The organism is Pseudomonas sp. UBA4194 (assembly GCF_002379585.1).
Lineage (GTDB): Bacteria > Pseudomonadota > Gammaproteobacteria > Pseudomonadales > Pseudomonadaceae > Aquipseudomonas.
In genome coordinates, this window is the sequence record NZ_DFUE01000064.1 from 1 (window position 1) to 794 (window position 794).

At 62.7% G+C, this 794-nt stretch carries 1 protein-coding gene and 1 pseudogene; one reads left to right on the forward strand and one right to left on the reverse strand.

Annotation, left to right across the window (positions count from 1 at the left end; translation table 11 throughout):
* Nucleotides 1-430 (reverse strand): LysR family transcriptional regulator (locus B3397_RS15620; RefSeq protein ID WP_296251709.1); only part of this gene is annotated, 430 nt, incomplete at its 3' end.
* A 74-nt stretch (nucleotides 431-504) separates the two neighbouring features.
* Between B3397_RS15620 and B3397_RS15625 the strand changes: the two are divergent.
* Nucleotides 505-794: pseudogene (locus tag B3397_RS15625) on the forward strand (EamA family transporter); the annotation flags it as partial.

Below are 794 nucleotides of genomic sequence, written 5' to 3' on the forward strand. Positions count from 1 at the left end.
GCAGCTTGCCGCGCTCCACCAGATCGCGCAGCGAATAGCTGGGGGCGGTCTTGACCTCCAACACCACATTGGGCCAGGCCGCGGCAAAGATCGGCAAGATGTCGCGGATCACATGGGCGGAATATTCGTCCGGAATACCCAAGGTGACCCTGCCCGACAGTTGGGTACCTTGTACTTCGCTCAAGACCCGGTCGTGGGTATTCAGCAACTCGGTGGTGGCAATCAGCAAACGCTGGCACAGCACGGTCAAGGCGACGGATTGGTTGTCTCGGTCCAGCAGTCGGCCGCCGGCCACGCTCTCCAGCCGCTGAATGTGCACGCTGATGGCGGCCGGACTCTTGTGCAGTTGCTCGGCGGCCGCCTTGAAGCGCCCCGCGCGAGCCACGGCGTGGAAGGTACGTAACAGTTCGATATCCAGCACGGACGGCATGATTCAATAATCCTGTACGACTAAGTCAGCTTATTTTGATTTATTAGACTACGCCCGTTCGTTACGGTGCAGGCATGAATCCGACCACTGCCACACCTCGTCCATGCGCCCCACCCTGCTCCACGCCGGGCTGGCTGTTCACCGTGCCCCTGGTGGTGCTCGAGGCCGGACTGGTGCTGAGCTGGAGTTCCGGCTTCATCGGTGCGCGCTTTTCGCTCGATCATGCGCCGGCGCTGTTGGTGGTGTTCTGGCGCTGCGTGGTGCTCAGCCTGATGTTGCTGCCCTTCGCCTGGCGCCAGATCCGCGCGCTGACGCCACGAACCTTGGCCCACCATGCGGGGATCGGCCTGCTGGCGATGGCGGG